This window comes from Streptomyces lavendulae subsp. lavendulae, from assembly GCF_002803845.1.
Classification (GTDB): domain Bacteria; phylum Actinomycetota; class Actinomycetes; order Streptomycetales; family Streptomycetaceae; genus Streptomyces; species Streptomyces lavendulae.
The window spans coordinates 4625972-4643373 of sequence record NZ_CP024985.1 but is presented as its reverse complement, the minus strand read 5'-3'; the positions used below and the strand labels follow the sequence as shown (position 1 = coordinate 4643373).

Here is a 17402-nt window from a genome sequence, read left to right as displayed (position 1 = left end):
AGGCCGCTACGCGGCGGCACGGGCCGGTGCTCTGCCGGACAGGGTCCCGAGCGGGCGCCGCGCGGCCGGGCCGGTGTGACCCGTCCCTCGGACGGCACTGTGCGTCCCGGGGCGTCCCCGGCCCCTGGGGCGCCGCCCTGCGGGCGGTCAGGGCCGAGGCGGGGAAGCCCGGGGCCGGCCCCGGAAACGCCGCCGGCCCCGGGGCCGCCTCAGCGGACGGGGTCCGGTGGGGCGGGCTCGGGGCCGGGGGTGCGTCCCGTAGGGGAGTGGTGCGTCAGGCCGAGGCGGTGAGTTCGACCTGGATCTCGATCTCGACCGGGGCGTCCAGCGGGAGGACGGCGACGCCGACCGCGCTGCGCGCGTGCACGCCCTTCTCGCCGAGGATCTCGCCCAGCAGCTCGCTCGCGCCGTTCAGCACGCCCGGCTGGGCCGTGAAGTCGGGGGCCGAGGCGACGAAGCCGACGACCTTGACGACACGGGCGATCTTGTCGAGGTCACCGACCACGGACTTGACGGCGGCCAGCGCGTTCAGCGCGCAGGTCGCGGCCAGCTCCTTGGCCTGCTCCGCGGAGACCTCCGCGCCGACCTTGCCGGTCAGCGGGAGCTTGCCCTGCACCATCGGGAGCTGGCCGGCGGTGTACACGTAGGCACCCGACCGCACGGCCGGCTGGTAGGTGGCCAGCGGCGGAACGACCTCGGGGAGGGTCAGGCCGAGCTCGGCGATCCGCGCCTCGACGACGCCGCTCATGCCTTCTCCCGCTTGAGGTAGGCCACGAGCTGCTCGGGGTTGTTCGGGCCGGGCACGACCTGGACGAGCTCCCAGCCGTCCTCGCCCCAGGTGTCGAGGATCTGCTTGGTGGCGTGCACCAGCAGGGGCACCGTCGCGTATTCGAACTTCTTGGTCATGGGCCCGAGCGTAATGCCTGAGCGGGAGTGGTTAGGCTCGGACGCTGTGAGCAGGCTCCAGGTGGTCAGCGGCAAGGGCGGCACCGGCAAGACCACGGTCGCCGCGGCACTCGCGCTCGCCCTCGCACGCGAGGGCAGGCGGACTCTTCTCGTGGAGGTCGAGGGCAGGCAGGGCATCGCACAGCTTTTCGGCACGGAGGCGCTCCCCTACGAGGAGCGCAAGATCGCCGTCGCGCCCGGCGGCGGCGGGGGTGAGGTCTACGCGCTCGCCATCGACGCGGAGCGGGCGCTGCTGGACTACCTCCAGATGTTCTACAAGCTCGGTTCCGCCGGCCGGGCCCTCAAGAAGCTCGGGGCGATCGACTTCGCCACGACGATCGCGCCCGGTCTGCGGGACGTCCTGCTGACCGGCAAGGCGTGCGAGGCGGTCCGGCGCAAGGACAAGGCGGGACGGTTCGTCTACGACCACGTGATCATGGACGCGCCGCCGACCGGGCGGATCACCCGCTTCCTGAACGTCAACGACGAGGTGGCGGGGCTGGCCCGGTTCGGGCCCATCCACAACCAGGCGCAGGCCGTGATGAAGGTGCTCAAGTCACCGGACACGGCGGTGCACCTGGTGACCCTGCTGGAGGAGATGCCGGTCCAGGAGACCGCGGACGGCATCGCGGAACTCGTCGAGGCGGGGCTTCCGGTGGGCCGGGTCTTCGTCAACATGGTGCGCCCGCACCATTTGGACGAGGGCACCCTGCGCGAGGCCGCCGAGGGTCACCGGGCCGACATCGCCCGGGCCCTGTCCCGGGTCGGGCTCGGGGGCGCACGGCGGGGCGGGCTGGCCGAGCGGCTGGTGGAGCCGCTGCTGGCGCAGGCCGCGGAGCACGCGAGCCGGGTGGAGCTGGAGCGGGAGCAACGCCAGGTGCTGGCGGGGCTGGACGTGCCGACGTACGAACTCCCCCTGCTCGGCTCGGGGATGGAGCTGGCCGGGCTGTACGAGCTGGCGACGGAACTCCGCAAGCAGGCGGACGCCGATGAGTGAGGGTGGGAACACCGTGGGCCTGGACACTCCCGCGCGACTGGCGGTCGACGCGCTGCTGGACGACCCGAAGACCCGGATCATCGTGTGCTGCGGGGCGGGCGGGGTCGGCAAGACCACGACGGCCGCGGCGCTCGGCGTCCGGGCGGCCGAGCGCGGGCGGAAGGTGGTCGTGCTGACCATCGACCCGGCGCGCCGGCTGGCCCAGTCGATGGGCATCGACTCGCTGGACAACACCCCGCGCAAGGTGGCGGGCGTGGGCGGCGGGGGCGGTGAACTGCACGCCATGATGCTGGACATGAAGCGGACCTTCGACGAGATCGTCGAATCGCACGCGGACGGCGAGCGGGCGCGGGCCATCCTCGCGAACCCCTTCTACCAGTCCCTGTCGGCCGGTTTCGCGGGCACGCAGGAGTACATGGCGATGGAGAAGCTGGGGCAGCTGCGGTCCAAGGACGACTGGGACCTGATCGTGGTGGACACCCCGCCGAGCCGGTCCGCGCTGGACTTCCTCGACGCGCCGAAGCGGCTCGGGTCCTTCCTGGACGGGAAGTTCATCCGGGTGCTGATGGCTCCGGCGAAGGTCGGCGGGCGGGCCGGCATGAAGTTCCTGAACGTCGGCATGTCGATGATGACCGGCACGCTGAGCAAGCTGATGGGTGCCTCGCTGCTGAAGGACGTACAGACCTTCGTGGCCGCGATGGACACGATGTTCGGCGGGTTCCGCACCCGCGCGGACGCTACGTTCCGGCTGCTCCAGGCTCCCGGTACGGCCTTCCTCGTGGTCGCCGCACCCGAGCCGGACGCCCTGCGCGAGGCCGCGTACTTCGTCGAGCGGCTGGCCGCGGAACGGATGCCGCTGGCCGGCCTGGTGTTGAACCGGGTACACGGCAGCGATGCCGCGCGGCTGTCCGCCGAGCGGGCCCTGGCCGCCGCAGAGAATCTTGAAGAAGGCGGCATTGTCGATCAGGAGTCCGGGAAAGCTGGACCTCGTGAGGCCGCCGACGACGGCTCCCCCGGCGTGGACGGCGCACCGCAGACCTCCGGAGAACCGGACGCCCCCGACCCACACCACACGGACGACGCGCGCGCCGTCACCGAGGTGGACGAGATCACGGCAGGGTTGTTGCGCCTGCACGCCGAGCGCATGCAGGTGATCGCGCGCGAACAGCGCACCCGCGACCGTTTCACTTCGCTGCACCCCGAAGTGGCGGTGGCCCAAGTGGCCGCCCTGCCCGGCGATGTACACGACCTCGCCGGGCTACGGGCCATCGGAGAGCGACTCGCGGCCGGTGTTCCGGCCGGGACATAGCGTTCGTACGACGTGGCGTCCGGGTGGTTTACCCGGCTGCCGCGTACGTCTCGTACGACACGTCGATCTCCGCGTCGACATCCACGGTGAGGATGCCCGTACTGCGCTCGTACTCCGTGCGTGCGGTTTCGAGCAGCCGTCGCCACGAGGTGACGGTGGGACGCCTGCGCAGCAAGGCGCGTCGTTCCCGCTCGGTCATTCCGCCCCATACTCCGAACTCGACACGATTGTCGAGCGCGTCGGCCAGGCATTCGGTCCGCACCGGACATCCGGTGCACACCGCCTTGGCCCTGTTCTGTGCCGCTCCTTGAACGAACAGTTCATCCGGATCGGTAGTGCGGCAGGCTGCCTGCGCACTCCAGTCGGTAACCCAGCCCATCCCGGCGCCGTCCTCTCCCGAATCGAGGCTCCCTCACGGCGGTAGCGGCATATTCACCGCTGCCAGTTGAGGACGTTACGGAAGGCGGGCACAGTGCAACACCCCCGACGGGCCCAATCTTGAATGGTCCGAACGGACTATGGGTAAGCGGCAGATCACCCGACGGAGTGATCCGGCGACATGCCCGACCATTCCGGCGATTCGGGTGAAATCGGGAAAGTGCCGGTGCACGACCGTCAGAGGGAAGGGCGGGATTCGGACATGAGTCCACCCCATTCGGGAAGGGTGAAAATCAAGCCGGGGGGTTGATGTGACACCGCGCTCCTGTGACAGTTGGGGTCAGCTTAGGCCAAGGCATTCGCGTGTGTCCGGCGAATGAGAACGTAGGCTGCCCTCCATGGGAAAGAAGCGCTCGGGCGGCGGGCTCACGGGGCCACAGCAGGCCGCCAAGTTCCTCGGGGTGTCCGTTCTCTCCGGAGTCGTACTCGCCGGCATCGCGATCCCGGGCGCAGGCGCTCTGGGACTCGCGGCCAAAGGGACCGTCGAGGGTTTCGACGAGATCCCGGCCAATCTGAAGACCCCTCCGCTGAGCCAGCGCACCACGATCCTGGACGCGGAGGGTGGCCTGATCGCCACCGTCTATTCACGGGACCGGCAGGTGGTCCCGCTCACGGCCATCTCGCCGTACATGCAGAAGGCGATCGTCGCGATCGAGGACTCGCGTTTCTACGAACACGGCGCGGTCGACCTCAAGGGCATCCTGCGCGCGGTGAACCGCAACGCGCAGGAGGGCGGCGCCGCGCAGGGCGCCTCCACGCTGACGCAGCAGTACGTCAAGAACGTCTTCGTGGAGGAGGCGGGCGACGACGAGTCCAAGGTCCGCGAGGCCCAGGAGAAGAGCCTCGGACGCAAGATCCGCGAGCTGAAGTACTCGATCCAGGTCGAGGAGGAGCTCGGGAAGAAGAAGATCCTGGAGAACTACCTCAACATCACCTACTTCGGCCAGCAGGCGTACGGGATCGAGTCCGCCGCGCAGCGCTACTTCAGCAAGCCGGCCAAGGACCTGACCCTGGAGGAGTCGGCGCTGCTCGCGGGCGTCGTCCAGTCGCCGAGCCGGTTCGACCCGGTGAACGACGTGCAGGAGGCGATGAAGCGCCGCAACGTCGTCCTCCAGCGGATGGCCGACATGAAGGACATCTCGCAGGCCGAGGCGGACGAGGCGAAGAAGAAGCCGGTGACCCTGAAGGTGACCCGGCCGAAGAACGGCTGCATCACCGCGGTCAAGGGCGCGGGCTTCTTCTGTGACTACGTGCGCAACACCTTCCTGTCGGACCCGGTCTTCGGCAAGACCCGCGAGGAGCGCGCGAAGATCTGGAACCAGGGCGGTCTGACGGTCCGTACCACGCTGGACCCGCAGTCGCAGGACGCCGCCAACGCCTCGATCAAGGACCACGTCCACGAGGACGACTCGATCGCGACGGCCGTGACCATGGTGCAGCCCGGCACCGGGCGGGTACTGGCGATGGGCCAGTCGAAGCCGTACGGCTTCGGGAAGAACGAGACGCAGATCAACTACTCCGTGGACAAGCGGATGGGCGGCTCCAACTTCGGCTTCCAGGTCGGCTCCACGTTCAAGCCGTTCATCGCCGCCGCCGCCATAGAGCGCGGCATGGAGCCGACGAAGGTGTACTCGGCGCCGAACAAGATGGAGTACCCGAGCCCGGTGCCGCGGTGCGACGGGTCGAACTGGCAGAACCTGCCGCTCGCCAACGGCAAGCTGCAGACGGCGGAGAACGAGACCCCGGAGGAGCAGGGTCCGTACGCACTGAAGACGGCGATGGAGAAGTCCATCAACACGTACTTCGTGCAGATGATCTCGGAGATCGGGCTGTGCCCGGTCACGGAGATGACGCAGAAGCTCGGCGTGGTCCCGGCCAGCGGCGTGAAGCTGCCCGAGGAGCCGTCCATCGCGCTCGGTTCCGCCGAGATGTCCCCGCTGACGATGGCCAACGCCTACGCCACCTTCGCCAACCGGGGCGTCTACTGCACCCCGATCGCGCTGGAGTCGATCACCGACGCCCACGGCAAGGCCCTCGCGGTGCCGAAGACCAAGTGCGACCGGGCGATGTCCCAGGACACCGCCGACACGATCAACACGCTGCTGCGCGGAGTGGTCGACTCCGGTACGGGTGAGCGGGCCGGTCTGACCGACCGCGACAACGCCGGAAAGACCGGTACCACCGACAACCGCTACAACGCCTGGTTCGTCGGCTACACGCCGAACCTGTCCGGCGCGGTGTGGGTCGGTTCGGGCGGCGCGAAGAAGATCACGATGGAGGACATCACCATCGGCGGTCAGTACTACCCGAAGGTCTTCGGCGGTGGCCTGCCCGGCCCGATCTGGAAGGACGCGGTCTCCGGCTCGCTGTCCGGCCGCGAGGCCCCCGGATTCGTCACGGTCAACATCCCGGAGCCCTCGGTTCCGGGCGGTGGCGGCGGCAATGGCAACGGCAACGGCAACGGCGGCAACAACGGCGGCCGGAACAACCCGACCCAGCCGACCACCCCGCACAAGCCCGGGAAGCCGGGCAAGCCCGGCGGCGACAACAAGCCGGGGGACAACCGCCCCGGCGGCGCGACGGCGGCCGGACCCACCGGCGGCCTCTTCGGCGGCGCCACGGGCGGCGGCGCGACCGACCCCGTCACCGGCGGCACCGCGGCGGGCGCGGCCGGCCTGATCGGCGGCCCGGAACCGCAGTAAAGGAAGAAGCGAAGAAAGGGGAGGGCCCCGGCGGACGGTTCCGCCGGGGCCCTCCCCTTCTTCGTACGGTCCCTGTCGGGCCGCCGCTACGAGAGCTGCTGCTTGACGGCGGCGGCGACGCGGCCGCCCTCCGCCAGACCGGCCACCTTCGGGTTCACGATCTTCATGACGGCACCCATGGCCCGCGGCCCCTCGGCACCGGCCGCCTTGGCCTCCTCCACCGCCTGCGCCACGATCGCGGCGAGCTCGTCGTCGCTGAGCTGCTTGGGCAGGTAGGCGTCGAGGAACTCGCCCTCGGCGGTCTCCCGTGCGGCCTGCTCGTCGCGGCCGCCCTGGGCGAAGGCCTCCGCGGCCTCGCGGCGCTTCTTCGCCTCCTTGGCGATCACCTTGAGGACTTCCTCGTCGGAGAGCACGCGCGCTTCCTTGCCCGCGACCTCCTCCTTGGTGATGGCGGAGAGGGTCAGGCGCAGGGTGGACGACGCGAGTTCGTCGCGCGCCCTGATCGCGGTGGTGAGGTCTTCCTGGAGCTTGGCCTTGAGCGTGGTCATGCCCTGAGTCTGCCAGGTGCGGGGACGGTGGCGCCCGCCGGTTTTCGCGGTCTGCGACGATGGGGGCATGCGCGCGCGTTACGAAGTCCCCCTGAAGGTCACGGCCGGACTCGCGGCGGTGGGGGCCGCCGGAGTGGCCTATGCCGCCGGATTCGAAGCCAGGTCGTTCCGCTTGCGGCGGGTCACGGTGCCGGTGCTTCCGGCGGGGATGCGGCCGCTGCGCGTACTCCAGATCTCCGACATCCACATGGTCGGCGGGCAGCGCAAGAAGCGCGCCTGGCTCCAGTCCCTGGCGGGGCTGCGCCCCGACTTCGTCGTCAACACCGGGGACAACCTCTCCGACACCGAGGGCGTGCCCGAGGTCCTGGACGCGCTGGGTCCGCTGATGGACTTCCCCGGCGCGTACGTCTTCGGGTCGAACGACTACTACGGGCCGCGGCTGCGCAACCCCGGGCGGTACCTGATCGAGAAGGTGCAGGGCCGACACGGGCTGAACGGCAACAAGCCGGTCGTCGGAGCCGTCCACAACCCGTGGGAGGGCATGCGGGACGCCTTCGACGCCGCCGGCTGGCTGGACCTGACCAACACCAGGGCCCGGATGAAGCTGAACGGCCTGGAGCTGGCCTTCACCGGGCTGGACGACCCCCACATCAAGCGGGACCGCTACGAGCGGGTCGCGGGCGGCCCCGAGGCGGACGCGGACTTCTCTCTGGCCGTGGTGCACGCCCCCTACCTCCGGGTCCTGGAGGCCTTCACCGCCGACCGCTACCCGCTGATCCTCGCCGGGCACACCCACGGCGGGCAGCTGTGCGTCCCCTTCTACGGGGCGCTGGTCACCAACTGCGACCTCGACACCAAGCGGGTGAAGGGCCTGTCGACGTACGAGGCCGGGGGCCACCGCTCCTACCTGCACGTCTCGGCCGGCTGCGGCACCAACCGCTACACCCCGGTCCGCTTCGCCTGCCCGCCGGAGGCCACGCTCCTGACCCTCACCCCCAAGGCCTAGGACCCGCGCCGCCCTCCCGCCGGGGGCCCCGCGAAAACCGGATTTCGTCTCCGGGCGAGGGTCCGCTAAAGTAATCGATGTCGCCAGGCAGCAAGCCTGCAAGGTGGACATCGGGGTGTAGCGCAGCTTGGCAGCGCGCTTCGTTCGGGACGAAGAGGTCGTGGGTTCAAATCCCGCCACCCCGACTTCGTAAGACAGGAAGGGCCTGATCCGCATTGCGGATCAGGCCCTTCCTGCGTTTCTGGTGATCCTTTCGGAGTCCCGGCCGTCTCGTGGGGTGGGTCGGCCTCGGCGAAGGAGCTCTCGCGGGCCGTCAGTTGTGCCTGGTGGGGCCGGGGCCAGCGGGCTGCGACGGGGCCTCGACCGGTTCTCCACCAAGGCGCGCGTCCGGGGTGCGCATGCTGCAGCTCCGTCGACGGTTCGCCCCTCGGCCGGGTCACCGGCCGGAAAGGACACCTCATGCTGAACCTGCCCCGCCGCGAAGGCGCGGCCCCGCGCGTCTTCGGACCGGCCCCGCACGGTCAGGGCTCCCAGATCTCCCCGATCATGATCCAGGAGGAGCTGTGGGAGCGGATGCGCGCGCTCCCGTACGTCTACATGGCCCCCACGCTCGTCTCGGTCCCGCACGCCCGTGCGCTGTTCCTGCCCGAGGGCATCGGCACGGGCCCCGCCGCGGCCTTCCAGCGGGGCCGGGAGTGGGGCCACATCCACCCCCACCACGACGGCTCGCTCCACGTCACGCTCCCGCCGGAGGCCGAGGCCGAGGTCATCGCCGCGGGCTGGGGCGTACACCACCCGGTCCAGGACGTGACGCTCGTCTACGGTCCCCGGAACTCGGAGGAGTTGGAGACCGTCTGGCAGATCGTCCAGACGTCGTACCGGTACGCGATCGGCGCGAAGTGACACCGGCTGGAGCGTAAGGCCAGGTCAGGGGCTTGATCCGGATCGCGGGTCAGGCCCTGCCGCGAGTGGGAGGCCCCCGGCCCCGGCCACGTCGTGGCCGGGTCGGGGCCTTCGTCGCCGGCCGCGCCGGCGGGGCGGCGGCTGAGGTGCGGCGGGGGGCGGGCGGTGTTGCAATGCCTGGAGGGCCACGCCGGAGGGGCGGGCCGCCGGGGCACGGGAGGAGCGCCCATGAGTGGCGACGGCTCGGGCCGCCGGCGGCACGTACACATCCTGGGCCATCTGGTGTGCATCGTCGGGTCACCGGCAGTGCTGACCGCGCTCTACTACGTGGCGCCGCTCGACCACGGCTTCAACGACCTCTCCTTCGGAGCGCTGCTGGGCGGGCTGGTGCTGTTCGGTGCCCTGGTGGTCTGGCAGGCCTCCGCCATCAGCCGGTCGGAGTATCCGCGGCTGCGGGCGGTCGAGGCGCTGGCCACCGCCGTGCCGCTGTTCCTGCTGCTGTTCTCGGCGTCGTACGTCCTGCTCTCGATCGGGAATCCGCAGTCGTTCTCGGAGCCCCTGGACCGGACCGGCGCCCTGTACTTCACGGTGACGGTGTTCGCGACCGTGGGCTTCGGCGACATCGTGCCCACGACCCCCACCGGCCGGGTGCTGACGACCCTGCAGATGGTGGCCGACCTCGTCGTGGTGGGCATCGTCGCCAAGGTGCTCTTCGGCGCGGTGCGGATCGGGCTGACCCGCCGCCCGGGCAAGTACGAGCAGTGAGCACGGCGCGGCCCGCCGAGCCGGTCCGGCTGGCGGACGTGCTGAAGGGCCCCGGATACCTGAAGACCCTGCTGCTCAGCGGGCTCGTCGGCATTCCGGTGTCGCTGGTGGCGTTCTGGTTCCTCGCCGGGATCCACGAGCTCCAGCACGCGCTGTGGTCCGACCTTCCGCACGCCTTGGGCCGGTCCTCCGCCCCGTGGTGGCGGCGGGTCTCGCGGCGGCCACGGCCGTCGTGCTGCGGATGCCGGTCAGCAGCGCGGTGCTGGTGACCGCGCTGCTGGGCAACACCGCCGTGACCCCGCTGGTGATCATGGCCGTCGTGGCCGCCATGATCACCACCGAACTGCTCCCGGGCGGCCCGCGGCCCGCTGGGTGAAGGGGAGCGGGCCGCCGCTACGCGTCCAGCGGGTTCGCCGCGATGCGGGTGGCGGCGCCGCCCGCGACGTACGCGGCCGCCGCGCAGGTGGGCTTGCGTACGGCCTGGTCCTCGACCAGGGCCAGGAAGGCCGGTCCGAAGCCGAGGCGCGGGTAGTGCCCCAGCAGGCCGGTCAGGAAGGCGGGGTCGAAGTCGGCGACGCGCAGCCCCGACACGTCCGCGCTCGTGCCCACCTGGAGGAGGTGGCTCTCGACGTCCTCGGCGGCGGTGACGTCCTCGCGCATGTGCAGCACGATCACCTCCTGGGCCCGCGCCCGCCGCTGCGGCGTCCAGCCCAGCCCCGCGGTGAAGATCCGGGCCACGTGCCCGCCGGCCTCCTCGAAGGGGAGCGTGTGGCTGTCGAAGGGCGGGGTCAGGCCCAGGTCGTGCAGCAGGGCGCTGACGTAGAGGAGTTCCGCGTCATAGGCGAGTCCGTGCCGGCGCGCGTACTCGGCGCCGAAGGCGTACGAACGGACGGAGTGGTTGAGCAGCGCCTGATCGGCGTACTCCGAGGCGACCTCGAAGGCCGAACGGGCCGTGTCGGAGTCGAGGTTGTGAAGGGTCCACGTCATGGGGGCACCTTAGGCGGACGGGATGAAGTCCACTTCGGACGGCCCCTCCCCCGGCCACGACAGCCGTGTCGGCGCGGGCCTGGTCTCGGCGAGGACGCTGCCGCGCGACACGACGTAGCGCGGCCGGACCTGACGGCGGATCGCCTCCTCGGGCGTGGGCACGGGCAGCAGCACGAAGGATGCGGGGGCGCCCTCCGTGATCCCGTACTCCGAGGCGTCGAGGCCGAGCACACGGGCCGCACGGTCCGTCACCATCGAGAAGGCGGCCGGGATCTCACCGGCTCCGGTGAGCTGGGCGGCGTAGAGGCCGACGAGGGCGGTCTGGAGCGGGTTCGCGGTGCCGAGCGCGTTCCAGGGGTCCATCACGTCGTCGTGGCCGAAGGCCACGTTGACCCCGGCGGCCAGCATCTCCTTGACCTGGGTGAGGCCGCGACGGCGCGGATAGCCGTCGAAGCGGCCCTGGAGGTTGAGGTTGGCGAAGGGGTTGGAGACCAGGTTGATTCCGGAACGGACCAGGAGCCGCTGGAGTTTGTAGCTGTACGCGCCGTTGTAGGAGCCCATCGCCGTCGTGTGCGAGGCGGTCGCCCGCCCGCCGAGGCCCGAGCGCAGCGCGAGGGTCGCCAGCACCTCCACGAAGCGGGACTGCTCGTCGTCGATCTCGTCGCAGTGGGCGTCGACCCGCAGTCCGTGCTCCTCGGCCAGCGCGAACGCGGTCCGCAGCGAGGCGACCCCGTCCTCGCGGGTGTCCTCGAAGTGCGGGATCGCCCCGACGACGTCCGCCCCGCGCGTGACGGCCTCGCGCAGCAGCGCCTCGCCGTCGGGGAAGGAGACGATGCCCTCCTGGGGGAAGGCCACGATCTGGAGCGTCATCACGTCCCGCACCCGGTCGCGGACCTCCAGCAGCGCGTCGAGCGCGGTGAGGGAGGGGTCGGTGACGTCGCAGTGGGTGCGGACGTGCAGGACGCCGTGGGAGGCCTGCCAGCGCAGCACCTGGGTGGCCCGCGTGATCACGTCCTCGCGGGTGAGGGTCCCTTTGCGCTCGCTCCAGCAGGCGATGCCCTCCCAGAGGGTGCCGGAGGCATTGGGGCGCGGCTGACCTGCGGTCAGGGCGGTGTCGAGGTGGATGTGGGGTTCGACGAAGGGGGCGGAGAGCAGCCCTCCGTGGGCCTCGATCAGCACGCCCGTCGCGGGCGGCTCCTTCTGGTCGTCGTGCGGGACGACCCGCGCGATGCGGCCGTCCTCGCCGACCTCGACGTCGGACAGGCCGTCGGTGTGGAGGAGCCGGGCGCCACGCACGATCATCCGCATGCGGTCAGCGTACGCACGCGGCGCTCTGTTTCACGTGAAACATCGGCCCGCGCGGCGTTCAGCCGCGCTTCGACTGGGCCTTCTGCTGCATGCCCCTCGTCTTGGCGGCGACCGACTGGACGTCCCGGACGGCGGCCTTGGCACGCGCCTCGGCCGCGGTGTTCTTCGCCAGCGCGCGCTCGGAGTCCTGGTGCTCGTGGTGACCGGTACGGGCCTTCTTGGACATGATCAACACCTCTCGGCTGCCGTCGGCGTACCCCCACCACGATGCTCCCGTTCGCCACCGTCGGCATCCCGGCACCGCACCGGTGCGCCGCCCCGCCGCACCGCCCCGCCGCACCGCCGCACCGCCCCGGCCGGTGCGGCAAGAATGGAGGGCATGACCAGCGACAGCGATCTGACCCCCGGCGCAGCCGCCGAGACGCCCGAGATGCCCGACTGGGAGAAGCGCTTCCGGGCGCCGCGCGTCGGGCTCCCCGACTGGGCGGAGGACGCCCCGGACCGCTCGCTCTTCGTCTCGAACGCCACCGGGACCTACGAGCTCTACGCCTGGGACCGTGCCACCGGCACCCAGCGCCAGGCCACCGACCGCCCCAACGGCACCACCGACGGCACCCTCTCCCCCGACGGCGAGTGGATCTGGTGGTTCTCCGACACCGACGGCGACGAGTTCGGCACCTGGGTCCGCCAGCCCTTCGCGGGCGGCCCCGACGAGCCCGCCACCCCAGGCCTGGAACCCTCCTACCCGGCCGGTCTCGCCCTCGGCCGCGACGGCACGGCGGTCGTCGGCCGGTCCACGGACGAGGACGGCTCCACCATCCACGTGGTGCGCCCCGACGGCAGCGCCCCCGCCGTCATCTACCGCCACCGCGAGTCGGCCGGCGTCGGCGACCTGTCCCACGACGGGACCCTGCTCGCCATCGAGCACACCGAGCACGGCGACGCGATGCACTCGGCACTGCGCGTGGTCACCCTCGACGGGGCGACCGTCGCGGAGCTCGACGACTCGCGCGGTGGCACGGTGGAGCTCGGCCTGGAGGTGCTCGGCTTCGCCCCGGTCGCCGGGGACACCCGGCTGCTCGTCGGCCACCAGCGGCGCGGCCGCTGGGAGCCGATGGTCTGGGACGTCGCCACCGGCGCCCAGGAGGACCTCGCGGTCGAGCTGCCGGGCGACGTGAGCGCCGAGTGGTACCCGGACGGGTCCGCCCTGCTCGTCGCGCACAGCTTCGAGGCGCGCAGCGAGCTGTGGCGCTACGACCTGGCCGCGCGGGAACTCGTACGGGTGGACACGCCCCCCGGGTCGGTGAGCGGCGCGACCGCCCGCCCCGACGGAACCGTGGAGTACCAGTGGTCCTCGGCGGCCGAGCCCGCCTCCGTACGGTCCACCGCGGGCGGCATCGTTCTCGACCCGCCCGGCTTCCGGCCGCCGGGCTCGGTGCCCGTCGAGGACGTGTGGGTGGAGGGCCCCGGCGGGCGGATCCACGCGCTGGCCCAGCGCCCCGTGGGCCACGGCGAGGGCCCCTTCCCGACGATCTTCGAGATCCACGGCGGCCCGACCTGGCACGACAGCGACTCCTTCCTCGCCACTCCGGCGGCCTGGCTCGACCACGGCTTCGCGGTGGTCCGGGTCAACTACCGGGGCTCGACCGGCTACGGCCGCGAGTGGACGGACGCCCTCAAGCACCGGGTCGGCCTGATCGAGCTGGAGGACGTCTCCGCCGTCCGGGAGTGGGCCGTGACCTCCGGCCTCGCGGACCCGGCCCGCCTCGTCCTGTCGGGCGGCTCCTGGGGCGGGTACCTGACCCTCCTCGGCATCGGCACCCGGCCCGACGACTGGGCGGTGGGGCTGGCCGCCGTACCGGTGGCGGACTACGTGACGGCGTACCACGACGAGATGGAGGCGCTGAAGGCCCTGGACCGCACCCTCTTCGGCGGCACCCCGGAGGAGGTCCCGGAGCGGTTCGAGGCCTCCTCGCCGCTGACGTACGTGGACGCGGTCAAGGCCCCCGTCCACATCGCGGCGGGCGTCAACGACCCGCGCTGCCCGATCCGGCAGATCGACAACTACGTGGACCGGCTCGCGGCGCGCGGCGCCGTCCACGAGGTCTACCGCTACGACGCGGGGCACGGCTCGCTGGTCGTGGAGGAGCGCATCAAGCAGGTCCGGATGGACCTGGAGTTCGCGCTGAAGCACCTGCCGAGGTGACGCCATGGGGCTCGGTGGGGCTCCGGTGCGCCCGTGGTGCGCCCGGAGCCCCCCGAGCCCCGGAGGCGGGCTCCGGGCGCGGCCCCCGTACGGTGGTGGGGTGCACCGGTTTCTCCTGACCCCGCGCTGGTGGGGGATCAACGTCTTCGTCGCGCTCGCCATCCCCTTCTGCCTGTTCATGGGGACCTGGCAGCTCGGCCGGTTCGAGGACCGCGTCGGCAGCCACCGGGAGGCGAAGGCGGAGCGGCCCGCCGACCGGGCGGCCGCGCCGCTGGACTCGCTGCTCCCGGTCGACACGAAGACCTCCGGACGGCTCGCTTCGGCGGCCGGTGAGTACGGGCAGCAGCTGCTGGTCCCGGACCGGGAGCTCGACGGGAAGACCGGCTTCTACGTCCTGACGCTGCTGCGGACCGACGGCGGCAAGACCGTCCCCGTGGTCCGCGGCTGGCTGCCCGGGACGGCGGACCCGGCGAAGGCTCCGGCGCCGCCGGCCGGACGGACCGAGGTCACCGGTGCCCTGCAGTCCGCGGAGAACTCCCAGACCAAGGGCGTGCACGCGCAGGGCGGGCTGCCGTCCGGGCAGATCGGGGTGATCGGGGCGGCCACGCTGGTCAACCTGGTGCAGGACCCGCTCTACGACGCCTGGCTGACGGTGCAGACCCCGGCCGACGGGATGCTCCCGGTACCGGCGAAGGCGCCGGTCAACACCGGTCTCGACATGAAGGCCTTCCAGAACCTCGGGTACACCGGCGAGTGGTTCGTCTTCGCCGGGTTCGTGCTCTTCATGTGGTTCCGGCTCTACCGGCGCGAGATCGAGACCCTGCGCGACGCCGAGGCGGGACTGCTCCCGGCGCAGGACGCCGCTCCAGCGGGGGCGCGGGCCGAAGCGCAGGGCTGAGCGCGGTTCACGGGTTCCGGGTCGCGACACGCACGGGCCGGGGCACGGCCCGAGGCCGAGGGCCGGGACGGCAAGCACCGGCCCGGGGCTGAGGGGCCGGGGCCGGTCTCTGCGCACCCGGCCGGGAAGGCAAGCGCCTGCCTTGGGCTGAGTACCGGGGCGGGCCTCTGCGCACCCGGCCGGGGCGGCAAATCACCGGCCCCGGGCCGAGGACCGGGGCGGGCCTTCGCGCACTGGCCCGGGCGGCGGGCCGCCCCCGGGGCGGTGGCTCCTCGCTACGGCGTCGTCTGGGGAAGGATGCCCGTCCGGTAGACCGTCCCGCCACAGGCCTCGGGGATGGTGGTCCGGGTGACCGGATCTCCCGTGGCCGGGGTGTGCGAGACCGCCACTCCGCCCGGCTGGGTTCCCGTACCGCCGGTCTGCGGGTCCGGGCCCGGGGCGGCGGCAGCGGCCGCGGCACCGCCCGGCGCGGCGGCTGGCGCGGCCGAGGCCCCCTCCGTACCGGCCGTGGGCGCGGCGTCGCCCTGCTGGGGCTTGGCCGACGGGCCGGGGGACGCCGGGCAGGAGGCTCCCGAGGGCACCCAGGCGAAGCGCACCTCGTACGCCGTGTTCGGCTCCAGGAACAGCACCGGGGTCTCCGCCGACGGGTCGGGCAGCAGCCCGCTCGCCGGGTCGCCCGCCGTGTGGCCGGTGACCGTCACCCCGGCGGACTGCGCGGGCGGCTGCACGGCGGGGACCGCCGCGGCCGTCACGGTGTCCGGTCCGGTGACCGTACAGCCCTTGGCGGAGACGTTGGTGACCTTGAAACTGCCGAGCACCTTGCCGTCTGGGCCGGGGGCGCGGGCGCTGCCGGCCACCCCGAGCTGTCCGGCGGTGCAGCCGGGGACGCCGGGGGCCGCGCCGACCGGGGGCGGGCCGTGGCCGGCCCCGCTCGCCGTGCCCGCGGAGGTTCCGGCCCCGGTCGGGCCGCCCGTCGCCGGGCCGCCTGAGGGGGAGCCGCCGGCCTGCGGGGACGGCTTGCCGTCGGCGCCGCCCGCATCCTGGTCCGCGCCGACGGGCTTCGCGGCCTTCGGGCCGGTCCCGGTCCCGTCGCCGGAGCCGTTCTGGTGCGGGTCGGAGGGGCCGGGGGTCTTGCCGCCCTCGGCCTCGCCGTGACCGGCCATCGCCGAGTTCCCGACGCCGGCTCCCTGGTCGGTGCCCAGGTGCAGCGCGGCCGGGATCGCGGTGCCGGCCAGCAGGGCCGCCGCGGCCGCCCCGACGAGGGCCTGCCGTTTGCGGGCCCGGCGGGCGGGCACCGCGTGGCGCAGCCGCTCCAGGGCCCCCTCGGAGGGTTCCAGACCCTGTACGGCCCCGGCCAGCAGGCTCCGTAGGACCTGCTCGTCACCGGTACCCGGTGCGGCCGGGACCTGCGGGTTCTCGTGGTCGTCCCTCATGACTGCGCTGCCTCCATCGCCACCCTCAGCGCGGCAATGCCCCGCGAACCGTACGCCTTGACCGAGCCGAGCGATATCCCGAGCGTCTCGGCGACCTGGACCTCCGTCATGTCCGCGAAGTAGCGCAGCACCAGCACCTCGCGCTGGCGGCGCTGGAGCCCGCGCATCGCCTTGATCAGGTCGTCCCGCTCCAGCTGGTCGTAGGCCCCTTCCTCCGCGCTGGCCATGTCCGGCATCGGCTTGGACAGCAGCTTGAGACCGAGGATGCGGCGGCGCAGCGCGGAACGCGAGAGGTTCACGACGGTCTGGCGGAGATAGGCCAGTGTCTTGTCGCGGTCACGCACCCGGTTGCGGGCCGAGTGGACGCGGATGAAGGCCTCCTGGACCACGTCCTCGCAGGAGGCCGTGTCGTCGAGGAGCAGGGCAGCCAGGCCCAGGAGGGACCGGTAGTGGGCCTGGTAGGTCTCGGTGAGGTGGTCGACCGTGGTCCCGGCCACGACCGGGGCGCCGTCGACGGCCGTCCCGGACGGCGTCCCGGCTGCGGCAACGGCTTCGGGAACGGTGGCGGGAACGGCTTCGGGAACGGCTTCGGCCGACTCGGTGTCCGGCGCGTCGGCCGGTCCCCCGGCCTGTTCCGCGGCCACGCCGCCGCGGGGCGCGGGTACGCGGCCGCCGAGGGGCGCCAGGACGGGCTGCACGGCCGGAACGCTCGCCGGCGGGACGGGGACGATCACGGGGAAGCCGCCGGAGCCGCCTGCCGCGAGGGAGCGGCGGCGCGGGGGAACGATCCCCGGGCGCACCGGTACGACGGCGTATTCCAAGAGTGCCTCTGCCACGCCGGTTGGACGCGCGTCCCCCCGTCAGGGTTGTACGCGTGCGGCAGAGTAACCAGCAATTTCCCCATTGCCTTCATGCGTACCCGCTCTTCCCGATTGCCCCATTTATCCAGACGGCAGT

Annotated in this window: 18 protein-coding genes and 1 tRNA gene; 10 read left to right on the top strand and 9 right to left on the bottom strand. The window is 72.3% G+C overall.

Annotated features, from left to right (window positions below; genetic code table 11):
• Positions 1–274: 274 nt before the first annotated feature.
• Together SLAV_RS20505 and sp36 are read right to left on the bottom strand one after the other, a co-directional pair.
• Positions 275–748: a RidA family protein gene (locus SLAV_RS20505; RefSeq protein ID WP_030228566.1), complete on the bottom strand. Its 474-nt coding sequence runs from the start codon at positions 746–748 to the stop codon at positions 275–277.
• Complete coding sequence (gene sp36 / locus SLAV_RS20500; protein WP_007264966.1) at positions 745–906, bottom strand: Sp36 family protein; 162 nt, start codon at positions 904–906, stop codon at positions 745–747. Before sp36 ends, SLAV_RS20505 begins: the two co-directional genes overlap by 4 nt.
• 46 nt (positions 907–952) lie before the next feature.
• Here sp36 and bagA point away from each other — a divergent pair, with 46 nt between their 5' ends.
• Entirely contained in the window at positions 953–1942 is a 990-nt protein-coding gene (gene bagA, locus SLAV_RS20495) for an ATPase BagA (RefSeq protein ID WP_030228567.1), read from the top strand.
• Positions 1935–3251, top strand: coding sequence for an ATPase BagB (gene bagB, locus SLAV_RS20490; RefSeq protein ID WP_030228568.1), 1317 nt, complete (start codon positions 1935–1937; stop codon positions 3249–3251). The genes bagA and bagB overlap by 8 nt, the downstream gene beginning before the upstream one ends.
• A 28-nt stretch (positions 3252–3279) precedes the next feature.
• On the opposite strand, the gene SLAV_RS20485 is transcribed toward bagB, so the two are convergent.
• Complete coding sequence (locus SLAV_RS20485) at positions 3280–3630, bottom strand: WhiB family transcriptional regulator (protein WP_030228569.1); 351 nt, start codon at positions 3628–3630, stop codon at positions 3280–3282.
• Positions 3631–4027: 397 nt separating this feature from the next.
• Between SLAV_RS20485 and SLAV_RS20475 the strand changes: the two genes are divergently transcribed.
• A complete protein-coding gene (locus SLAV_RS20475; protein ID WP_078950238.1) occupies positions 4028–6391 on the top strand; it encodes a transglycosylase domain-containing protein in 2364 nt (787 codons plus the stop codon).
• A gap of 86 nt (positions 6392–6477) precedes the next feature.
• On the opposite strand, the gene SLAV_RS20470 is transcribed toward SLAV_RS20475, so the two are convergent.
• Entirely contained in the window at positions 6478–6939 is a 462-nt protein-coding gene (locus SLAV_RS20470) for a GatB/YqeY domain-containing protein (RefSeq protein ID WP_030228570.1), read from the bottom strand.
• Positions 6940–7006: 67 nt separating this feature from the next.
• Here SLAV_RS20470 and SLAV_RS20465 point away from each other — a divergent pair, with 67 nt between their 5' ends.
• The 5 genes from SLAV_RS20465 (at position 7007) to SLAV_RS20445 (ending at position 9989) form a co-directional block, all read left to right on the top strand.
• Entirely contained in the window at positions 7007–7945 is a 939-nt protein-coding gene (locus SLAV_RS20465; protein WP_030228572.1) for a metallophosphoesterase, read from the top strand.
• A gap of 111 nt (positions 7946–8056) precedes the next feature.
• A tRNA-Pro gene (locus SLAV_RS20460) sits at positions 8057–8130 on the top strand.
• 274 nt (positions 8131–8404) lie between these two features.
• On the top strand, positions 8405–8848 hold the full coding sequence (locus SLAV_RS20455; RefSeq protein ID WP_030228573.1) for a luciferase domain-containing protein: 444 nt from the start codon (positions 8405–8407) through the stop codon (positions 8846–8848).
• A 228-nt stretch (positions 8849–9076) separates the two neighbouring features.
• Positions 9077–9613 carry a potassium channel family protein gene (locus SLAV_RS20450; protein ID WP_030228574.1) on the top strand — a complete coding sequence of 179 codons (537 nt, stop codon included), beginning with the start codon at positions 9077–9079 and terminating at the stop codon, positions 9611–9613.
• A gap of 196 nt (positions 9614–9809) precedes the next feature.
• A complete protein-coding gene (locus SLAV_RS20445) occupies positions 9810–9989 on the top strand; it encodes a hypothetical protein (RefSeq protein WP_030228575.1) in 180 nt (59 codons plus the stop codon).
• Between the two features lie 17 nt (positions 9990–10006).
• Here the strand turns inward: SLAV_RS20445 and SLAV_RS43185 are convergent, their stop codons facing one another.
• The 3 genes from SLAV_RS43185 to SLAV_RS41055 are packed head-to-tail and all read right to left on the bottom strand — an operon-like array spanning position 10007 to position 12134.
• The gene (locus tag SLAV_RS43185) at positions 10007–10600 is read right to left on the bottom strand and encodes an HD domain-containing protein (RefSeq protein WP_030228576.1); all 594 of its coding nucleotides are present in this window, start codon (positions 10598–10600) and stop codon (positions 10007–10009) included.
• A gap of 9 nt (positions 10601–10609) precedes the next feature.
• The gene (gene codA, locus SLAV_RS20435) at positions 10610–11908 is read right to left on the bottom strand and encodes a cytosine deaminase (protein WP_030228577.1); all 1299 of its coding nucleotides are present in this window, start codon (positions 11906–11908) and stop codon (positions 10610–10612) included.
• A gap of 58 nt (positions 11909–11966) precedes the next feature.
• The gene (locus SLAV_RS41055) at positions 11967–12134 is read right to left on the bottom strand and encodes a hypothetical protein (RefSeq protein ID WP_158740609.1); all 168 of its coding nucleotides are present in this window, start codon (positions 12132–12134) and stop codon (positions 11967–11969) included.
• A 153-nt stretch (positions 12135–12287) separates the two neighbouring features.
• On the opposite strand from SLAV_RS41055, the gene SLAV_RS20430 reads away from it, so the two are divergent.
• A complete protein-coding gene (locus SLAV_RS20430; protein ID WP_037686863.1) occupies positions 12288–14114 on the top strand; it encodes a S9 family peptidase in 1827 nt (608 codons plus the stop codon).
• Positions 14115–14214: 100 nt separating this feature from the next.
• A complete protein-coding gene (locus SLAV_RS20425) occupies positions 14215–15012 on the top strand; it encodes an SURF1 family protein (protein WP_030228579.1) in 798 nt (265 codons plus the stop codon).
• A gap of 275 nt (positions 15013–15287) precedes the next feature.
• Here SLAV_RS20425 and SLAV_RS20420 read toward each other — a convergent pair whose 3' ends face one another.
• On the bottom strand, positions 15288–16445 hold the full coding sequence (locus tag SLAV_RS20420; protein ID WP_051840635.1) for a hypothetical protein: 1158 nt from the start codon (positions 16443–16445) through the stop codon (positions 15288–15290).
• Positions 16442–17089 (bottom strand): SigE family RNA polymerase sigma factor, encoded by a 648-nt coding sequence (locus tag SLAV_RS20415; RefSeq protein WP_234333524.1) that lies wholly within the window; start codon positions 17087–17089, stop codon positions 16442–16444. Before SLAV_RS20415 ends, SLAV_RS20420 begins: the two co-directional genes overlap by 4 nt.
• Positions 17090–17402: the final 313 nt, after the last annotated feature.

Bases quoted from the DNA above. Each gene is read 5' to 3' on its own strand.
- bagB (WP_030228568.1), top strand. From the start codon at position 1,935: ATGAGTGAGGGTGGGAACACCGTGGGCCTGGACACTCCCGCGCGACTG.
- SLAV_RS20505 (WP_030228566.1), bottom strand. From the start codon at position 748: ATGAGCGGCGTCGTCGAGGCGCGGATCGCCGAGCTCGGCCTGACCCTC.
- SLAV_RS41055 (WP_158740609.1), bottom strand. From the start codon at position 12,134: ATGTCCAAGAAGGCCCGTACCGGTCACCACGAGCACCAGGACTCCGAG.
- SLAV_RS20485 (WP_030228569.1), bottom strand. From the start codon at position 3,630: ATGGGCTGGGTTACCGACTGGAGTGCGCAGGCAGCCTGCCGCACTACC.
- sp36 (WP_007264966.1), bottom strand. From the start codon at position 906: ATGACCAAGAAGTTCGAATACGCGACGGTGCCCCTGCTGGTGCACGCC.
- SLAV_RS20475 (WP_078950238.1), top strand. From the start codon at position 4,028: ATGGGAAAGAAGCGCTCGGGCGGCGGGCTCACGGGGCCACAGCAGGCC.
- SLAV_RS20420 (WP_051840635.1), bottom strand. From the start codon at position 16,445: ATGAGGGACGACCACGAGAACCCGCAGGTCCCGGCCGCACCGGGTACC.
- SLAV_RS20470 (WP_030228570.1), bottom strand. From the start codon at position 6,939: ATGACCACGCTCAAGGCCAAGCTCCAGGAAGACCTCACCACCGCGATC.
- codA (WP_030228577.1), bottom strand. From the start codon at position 11,908: ATGCGGATGATCGTGCGTGGCGCCCGGCTCCTCCACACCGACGGCCTG.
- SLAV_RS20450 (WP_030228574.1), top strand. From the start codon at position 9,077: ATGAGTGGCGACGGCTCGGGCCGCCGGCGGCACGTACACATCCTGGGC.
- SLAV_RS43185 (WP_030228576.1), bottom strand. From the start codon at position 10,600: ATGACGTGGACCCTTCACAACCTCGACTCCGACACGGCCCGTTCGGCC.
- SLAV_RS20465 (WP_030228572.1), top strand. From the start codon at position 7,007: ATGCGCGCGCGTTACGAAGTCCCCCTGAAGGTCACGGCCGGACTCGCG.
- SLAV_RS20430 (WP_037686863.1), top strand. From the start codon at position 12,288: ATGACCAGCGACAGCGATCTGACCCCCGGCGCAGCCGCCGAGACGCCC.
- SLAV_RS20455 (WP_030228573.1), top strand. From the start codon at position 8,405: ATGCTGAACCTGCCCCGCCGCGAAGGCGCGGCCCCGCGCGTCTTCGGA.